The 6,869-nt window shown below is 68.0% G+C and carries 8 protein-coding genes, 1 other RNA gene and 2 pseudogenes; 7 read left to right on the top strand and 4 right to left on the bottom strand.

The window, feature by feature from the left end; genetic code table 11:
• Nucleotides 1-240 precede the first annotated feature (240 nt).
• Nucleotides 241-393, top strand: a pseudogene (locus Q0964_RS18475) (monooxygenase family protein); the annotation flags it as partial.
• Nucleotides 394-772: 379 nt separating this feature from the next.
• Here the strand turns inward: Q0964_RS18475 and Q0964_RS11070 are convergent.
• Complete coding sequence (locus Q0964_RS11070) at nt 773-1,012, bottom strand: DUF7576 family protein (protein WP_299267321.1); 240 nt, start codon at nt 1,010-1,012, stop codon at nt 773-775.
• Between the two features lie 101 nt (nt 1,013-1,113).
• Between Q0964_RS11070 and Q0964_RS11065 the strand changes: the two genes are divergently transcribed.
• The 5 genes from Q0964_RS11065 to Q0964_RS11045 all read left to right on the top strand — a co-directional run bounded on the left by Q0964_RS11065 (nt 1,114) and on the right by Q0964_RS11045 (nt 4,293).
• A complete protein-coding gene (locus tag Q0964_RS11065) occupies nt 1,114-1,722 on the top strand; it encodes a class I SAM-dependent methyltransferase (protein ID WP_299267319.1) in 609 nt (202 codons plus the stop codon).
• Nucleotides 1,723-1,770: 48 nt separating this feature from the next.
• On the top strand, nt 1,771-1,893 hold the full coding sequence (locus Q0964_RS11060) for a GNAT family N-acetyltransferase (protein ID WP_299267316.1): 123 nt from the start codon (nt 1,771-1,773) through the stop codon (nt 1,891-1,893).
• A gap of 49 nt (nt 1,894-1,942) precedes the next feature.
• Nucleotides 1,943-3,037 (top strand): aminopeptidase, encoded by a 1,095-nt coding sequence (locus Q0964_RS11055; RefSeq protein ID WP_299267313.1) that lies wholly within the window; start codon nt 1,943-1,945, stop codon nt 3,035-3,037.
• Nucleotides 3,038-3,211: 174 nt separating this feature from the next.
• Entirely contained in the window at nt 3,212-3,817 is a 606-nt protein-coding gene (locus Q0964_RS11050; RefSeq protein WP_299267310.1) for a sensor histidine kinase, read from the top strand.
• Between the two features lie 41 nt (nt 3,818-3,858).
• Nucleotides 3,859-4,293 carry a dCTP deaminase/dUTPase family protein gene (locus tag Q0964_RS11045; RefSeq protein WP_299267307.1) on the top strand — a complete coding sequence of 145 codons (435 nt, stop codon included), beginning with the start codon at nt 3,859-3,861 and terminating at the stop codon, nt 4,291-4,293.
• Here the strand turns inward: Q0964_RS11045 and Q0964_RS11040 are convergent.
• Nucleotides 4,290-5,276 carry a hypothetical protein gene (locus Q0964_RS11040; protein ID WP_299267304.1) on the bottom strand — a complete coding sequence of 329 codons (987 nt, stop codon included), beginning with the start codon at nt 5,274-5,276 and terminating at the stop codon, nt 4,290-4,292. The two genes, Q0964_RS11045 and Q0964_RS11040, sit on opposite strands and share 4 nt — an antisense overlap.
• Nucleotides 5,277-5,355: 79 nt before the next feature.
• Nucleotides 5,356-5,778, bottom strand: an RNA gene (rnpB, locus tag Q0964_RS11035) — RNase P RNA component.
• Between the two features lie 123 nt (nt 5,779-5,901).
• On the opposite strand from rnpB, the gene Q0964_RS11030 reads away from it, so the two are divergent.
• A complete protein-coding gene (locus Q0964_RS11030) occupies nt 5,902-6,507 on the top strand; it encodes a TIGR00296 family protein (protein ID WP_299267301.1) in 606 nt (201 codons plus the stop codon).
• Here the strand turns inward: Q0964_RS11030 and Q0964_RS11025 are convergent.
• Nucleotides 6,489-6,869, bottom strand: a pseudogene (locus Q0964_RS11025) (hypothetical protein); the annotation flags it as partial. The gene Q0964_RS11030 and the pseudogene Q0964_RS11025 sit on opposite strands and share 19 nt — an antisense overlap.

The raw sequence follows: 6,869 nt of genomic DNA, 5'->3' as shown, positions 1-6,869 counted from the left end.
AACCGAAGGCGTACGCTTCTTGTCGCGCTTGAACACCGCGGGAGACGTGGCGAGCATCGTACTACCAACTGTAACCGCGGGGATAGCAAGTCCATGCCGGTAGTGAAAGTGTAACGATGACGGCGTGGACGAATCGCTCCGCGATTCGTTCGCACACCAGAAATCGGAGATTTCTGGGGACGCTGTGTCCCCTCCATACTCGCTCCCTCCGGTCGCTCCTTGAGAAAGGGGGCTTAGCGCCTGCAATTCGGTATCAACGAGTCGCGACTCCACCGGCCGGCCTGGCTGGAGTCCTACCGGAACGGGACCGCGGACGACGACGCGGTCGGTATCTGGCAGGAAACCTCCGTCGTCGACACGGACGACCACGAGTCGGTCTACAACGATGTCCCGCCCCACGGCCTCGGTGCGGCCGGCGGGACCGACGTCGTCTCTGCCACCGGCGACCACGGGACTGCACCTGGACGGCTCGGAAGCGACAACGCTCCGGAGTCCACCCCGAACGGTTGCCGAGCGACCGGAGGCAGACCACGGCCCAGTCCCTCCAGCGGGCGAACGCGTTCACGAGGCTGTCGACGAAGGGGTCGCACAGCGCGACGACCGGTTCGGGATGACCGACGACCTGAGCAGGGCCGAAACAGTTCCGGTCGACAGTCAGAGCGCGTGCGTGTTCTGGCGGTATCGACGACGGCTGCATCACACGGGTCGAGCGCGGCGAACTGCGCCGTCCCGACGAGCGCGTCACCACCGGGTCAACACCCGTATCGAGCAGTCAGCCGCCAGCGAACAACCGGAGCCAGCCGCGGAAGCAGTCGTCGCCGCAGTACACGTGTCGCTGTCGAGCGTCGTCGGCCCGGTCGAGGACGGTCGCCACGAGGTGCCACTCGTCGTCGAAGACGTAGCCGCCACAGCTGAGGCAGTCCCGGACGGTCGCACTGTCGGGGTCTCGGCCGATCGAGACGGTTTCGACGTAGTAGCGACCGCCAATATGATGTGGGGTTGGGAACCGCATCAGTTCGGTTTGGGACCGCAGGCTCATCAACCCGACGCGGCGGGCGGCGAAGCGGGGCGGCCGAACCCAAGGTCGATACCCGCTCGGCCCGTAGATCGGGTATGAATCGCAGGCAGGTCAAGACGTCCTGGGAAGCGCTCTCTGAGACGTACGCGCGAACGCGACCGACCGACGGCAACGACGTGGCCCTCCTCGACGAACTGGTCGAACTGCTCCCCGACGACCCGCGAGTGCTGGACGTCGGCTGTGGAGACGGCCAGCGAACGCTGGCGAACCTCGACGGGACCGACCGCGTCGGCCTCGATTTCGCCCGCTCGGGGCTGGATATGGCCGCGCAGAACGTCCCCGCGGCCCGCCTCCTGCAGGGCGACATGGCCCGGCTCCCGGTGCAGGACGGAACCGTCGACGCGGTCACCGCCTACCACGCCGTCTTCCACGTCCCGCAGTCTACCCACCCCGAGGTCTATCAGGAGTTCGCGCGCGTTCTCCAGCCTGGCGGCCTCTTTCTCACGACCGTCGGCGGCTCACGCTACGAGACGGTGCGACGCGGCTGGCTCGGCAGCGACGAGCGAATGTTTTTCAGCACGCCCGGCCGCGACCGGACCCGCGAACAGCTACGGTCGGCCGGGTTCGAGATTCGGTGGGAGCGGCAGGTCGACGACCCCCTCGGCAGTTCCGCGCTTTTTTTCCTCGCGGAACTGACCGCGTGACAGCGGGTCGGTCGTCGCCCGCGTGTTCGAGAGCACAACGACGCCTCGATGGCAGTCCTCGACAAACTGGGGTTCCAGCAGGAGGGACGCCTCCGGAAGCAGGACTACGTCCGCGGTGCGTACCGCGATAGGCTCCTGTTCGGCCTGCTCGCCGACGAGCACGAGCGGTGAGTGCGGCGACGACCACCGGGATTTTGCCGCTCCCGCCCCTCGCTCCGCCATGGATCAGCGCGTTCACGATCACGCGGAGACGCTGGTGGACTGGAGCGCACGCATCGAGACCGGTGACGACGTCGTCCTCCGGGTCGCGGAGGGAGCCCACGACCTCGCGGTCGCCGTCGCCGAGAGAGTTGGCGAGCGCGGTGCGAACTGCCTGACCGTCTACAGCTCCGACGAGGTTCGCCAGGCGTACCTTCGCGGGCACGACGGCGACTTCGACGACGACCCCGCCTACGAACTGGCGATGTACGACCAGGCCGACAGCGTCCTCTCGCTCGGCGGCGGGCGCAACACGACGGCACTGGCGGACGTGCCCGGCGACCGACGGCAGGCCGCGGCCCGCGCCCGCGAGGGCATTCGGGAGGCGCGCCTCGACACGGACTGGGTCTCGACCGTACACCCCACCCGCTCGCTCGCCCAGCAGGCCGGCATGGCCTACGCGGAGTACCGGGACTTCGTCTACGACGCCGTCCTCCGGGACTGGGAGTCACTGGCCGCGGAGATGGACCAGTTGAAGAACCTGCTGGACGACGGGCGCGAGGTCCGGGTCGTCGGCGAGGGGACCGACCTCACCATGTCCGTCGAAAACCGGGTCGCGGTCAACTCCGCGGCCTCGGTGGCCTACGGCTCGCACAACCTGCCAAGCGGCGAAGTGTTCACCGCGCCCGTCGTCGAGTCCGTCGCCGGCGAGGTCACTTTCGACGTGCCCATGACGATCGCGGACCGCCGCGTCCGGGACGTCACCCTGGGGTTCGAGGACGGCGAGGTCGTCGACTTCGCCGCCGGACAGGGCGAATCTGCCATCGCCGAGACGCTGGAGACCGACGCCGGGGCGACGCGGCTGGGCGAACTCGGGATCGGGATGAACCGCGGGATCGACCGCCCCACGGACACGATCCTCTTCGACGAGAAGATGGGCGGGACCGTCCACATGGCGCTGGGACGGGCTTACGCAGCGAACTTCCCGGCCGGCCACGCCGAGAAGCGCAACGAGTCGGCGGTCCACGTCGACCTGATACGCCGGATGGGCGAGGGGTCACGGCTGGAGATCGACGGCGAGGTCGTCCAGGAAGACGGTGTGTTTCGGTGGGAGTAGGGTGGCTCGAACGGAGTGAGAGCCACGAGAAACGAGCAGAGCGGGGCGACCCGACGGACCAACGAGCGGCCTCCACCGACCGCAGGACGGCCGCGCCCTTTTTCCATCCGTCAACTATCGAATCGAAAAATTCGGGTACGAGGCTTTTGCCTGTACCGGCCGAGTCCAGCCGTGATGGTCGCGGACGCCGTACTGAAACTGGTGCTGTTGGGTAGTGGCATCGCCGCCGTCCTCGGTGCGTACGGGCTGTGGCTGTGGGGCCGGTCTCGGCGGACACAGGTGTCACTGGCGGACACGGCGACCGCCGCGTGGGAGGACTGTGCACCCCCGTCGGCGCAGTTGACGGTCGAGATGGACTCGGACCTGGCAGTGTCGGCCGACCCGGAGAAACTGGCGGCGCTGTTCGAGGCGTTGTTCGAGAACTCTGTCGAGTACGGCGGCCGCGACGTGACCGTCCGTCTGTTCCGGACTGGCGACGGGTTCGCGGTTGCGGACGACGGCCCCGGCATCCCGCCGGACGACCGGACCCAGATCTTCGAGTTGGGCCACAGTACCCGGGCCGACCGGCAGGGGTTAGGCCTCGGGCTAGTTCGGACGCTCTGTCGTGCCTACGGTTGGGACGTTGCCGTCGTGGGTCCGGCGGACGAGCAGAGCGGGGGTTCGGGGGGCGAGCGACGCTCGCTGTCCGGCACACGGGTCGTCGTCTCCGACGTGCGGTTTTACTCCACCTGGGAGACCGACGACGGCGAACCCGTGTCGGGGGCGGACGCGAGCGCCTGAGCCGGGTGAAATTTTTGTCGCAAGCGAGACGAACTGTCGGTATGGAAGCCGATCCAGCGCGGTTCGTCGAGGGCGTCATTCACGAACCGACCCAGACCGAGACCGGCGGACTCGACCTCACGGTCACGGGCGTACACGAGGTGACCGAACCCGGTCGAGTCGACTTCGGGGGCGGCGAACTCGACCCCGCCGACACCGAGCCACATCCCAGCGAGAAACGCGACCCCGAGGACGACTACGAGTGGTGGCATCTCGACGCCGGGCAGTACCTGCTCGAATACAACGAGTCCGTGGCTGCTGGCGCCCCCGCGGACCTGCAACTCGTGGTCCAGACTCGTGACGAACTGCTGGCCCGTGGGGCCGTCCACCCGACGCTCAGGCTGGACGAACTGGACAGGGTCCCGCTCTCGGTCGGCGGTGCCGGTCTCCGACTGAAACAGAACGCACGGGTGTCGACGGTCGTCGGCATCGACTAGCGCCACCAGGCGCTCCGACGCTGGTCGTAGGAGGCGTCACGGAACGGTGGCGCGAGGTCGGACTCGTCGGCCGCACCGAAGGCGTCTGCGAGCCAGCGGCCGACGTGCCAGCCGACCGCGTCGGGTGCGAGTCCCGTCAGGTAGATTTCGGCGCGGGCGTACTGCTCGCTCGTCCCGTCACCGTCGGGGTCGACTCCGGTGAGCTGTCGACACGACCCGCGGGACCGGTCGATTCCCTCACAGGGGAGACGGTCCGGGAACGCGAGGACCACGTCCGCGGCCGCACGGTCGTCGACCCGACGGAAGGTGACGTTGTTCGGGACCGTACCCGCCGCACCGTCGGCGTAGTACTCGAGTGCCTGGCCGACCTGTTCGCGGACCCGTTTACGATCTGTGGCAGAGACGTTGCCGGCGTCGACGTACACTGCCAGTTCGGGGCCGTCCCATGGGACCGGCCGGTCGATGGCGTCCGGCCGGGGTTCGGTGGCGAGCGTGCGCGTCGCCGTCATGATGTCGGCCGGTGGTTCGTCGTGGCCCTGCCCGAGAATGTGGCCGAACTCGTGTTTGAGGACCGTTCGGGTCGATTCGCGGTCGAACCCGCGTCTGACTCGCACAGTGACGGGCGTCGGCTGCTCACGGAGGTCGTCGGCCAGCGGGGCACAGCCGGCGGCGTGTTCTTCGGTCCCGCAGTCGGTCACCTCCGCGACGACTCGGACGACCACGTCCGGATCGGCGGCGTCGGGCCGGAGGGTGAACTCAACGGGGTGCCCGAGGTACCGCTCGGCGTTTCCTTCCCAGAAGTCGATGGTTTCGCGGACGTCCGTGGTGTAGTTGTCCTGTGAGTCCCGCGGTCCCGCGTCTACGGCGACGACGAACTCCGTCTCTGTCCACGGCTCCGTCCCGTCGCCGATGGTCTCGGCGGGCAGCGAACAACCGGCCAGGACGGCGGCGGCGAGGACGGCGAGGACGGCGACTAACCGCATCTATCTGTTCGTGGAGTGGGACCGTCAAGACAATTGTGGGCGATACGACTCGTGATTGCGGTCGCTCGCGGGTTCGAGCGGCTGAGGGGAGTAAGCCCCCTTCTGTTCGGTCCAGCATTCGGCTACGCGCCCGCGCCAGGTCGCCGAATCCGGCGGTGTCCGGGCTACCTGACGACGCGGGCTTGCACCGGTGAGGATTCGCCGTTCCATCCGTTCTCCGCGGTCGGCGTGACGACGACGTCGCCACGGGGCTCACGGCTGCGCCGTTTGCCGTTTCGGAGTTCTCGCGAACCCCGCTACGCTCTGCGGGTCAACTCCCCCTCCCTTGCGGTCGGGGTTCGCACGCGTCATCGCTCGCGCGGAGGGGTGTCGTTTCTGTTCCAGAGCCAGCGGTCTCCCGCTCCGGGCTTGTGCCCGGTCACCTGCCCGGACGGTGGGGGGACTTTCCTCATGCCCCTAGCGCCGCTGCGGTCCGGGGCACGGTGGCCGGACTCCCTCTGCCAGAGAGACGTAGACCACGCCCGGGATTAAGCCGTTCGGTCGACTCTGGCACCTGTCAGTGCGGGAATTTCCGGTAGACGATGATTTAGGAATCTTCAAGAAGCCAGTCAGCATAGAAGACATAATGTCAAAGGCAACGGGCGAATTCACGCAGACAGACGGGGTCCGAGCAGTGGAACTAGCCCGGAACGCCGTCGAGTCGTTCGTCGAGAACGGCGCACGGGAACAGCTCGGGAGCATGCGCGACGCCTTCTACCTGCGGACTGGGGCGTTCGTTCGGCTGGAAAACACCCACGGCAGGGGTCGACTGCGCGGCTGTGCGGGCAGCTACGACTGGAACGACCACCTCGGAGAAGCGCTGGTCGACGCAGCCATCGACGCCGCCAACGAGGACTCCTGTGGCTCGACCGTCGACGCCGCCGAACTGTCCTCACTCTGTGTCTCGGTCTGCATCGTCGGCAGCGTCGTCCTGACCGACGACCCGCTCGCGGACATCGAACTCGGCCGGCACGGCGTCGCCGTCGAGCGCGGTGCCGAGGGCGGTTGGCTCTACCCCACAGTTCCGATGGAAAACGGGTGGAGCGCCGCCGAGTACCTCGACCGGGCCTGCCGGACCTCCGGCCTCGCCGCCGGTGCCTGGGAGGACGACGACACCATCGTCACGCTGTTCGAGGGCCGGGTCTTCCGCGAGCGCGAGCCCGAAGGCTCGATTCAGGAAGTGGACTTCTGAAGCCACCGGACGAGTGCCGCACTCGTTGCCATCTCGACGACACCGAAGACCACCGCCGGAAGCGCCGCCGCCGCCGGCACGCCCGCGCTCACGAGCAACCCCACTGCCACCGCGAAGTCCCGCATCCCCACCGAGAACAGCCCGGCGATTCGCTCTGCGCGCGTGAGCGGTTTCGTCGCGACCCAGCCCCCTGCGTAGCCGACGAGGTTCAGCAGTAGCGCGACCGCGACCGACATCGGTCCGACGACCGCCAGCAGGAGACTCTCGACGATCCGCCCCGTCCCGAACGCGGTCCCAGCGTCGCCGAGTTGCGCAATCTCAGCCGGTTGTCGAGGCCGAATCACCGACCTACTGAGCGCCGA

The organism is Halorientalis sp., from assembly GCF_028275115.1.
GTDB lineage: Archaea > Halobacteriota > Halobacteria > Halobacteriales > Haloarculaceae > Halorientalis.
The sequence above is the reverse complement of the archived record's forward strand: the minus strand, read 5'-3'. Positions and strand labels throughout refer to the sequence as shown.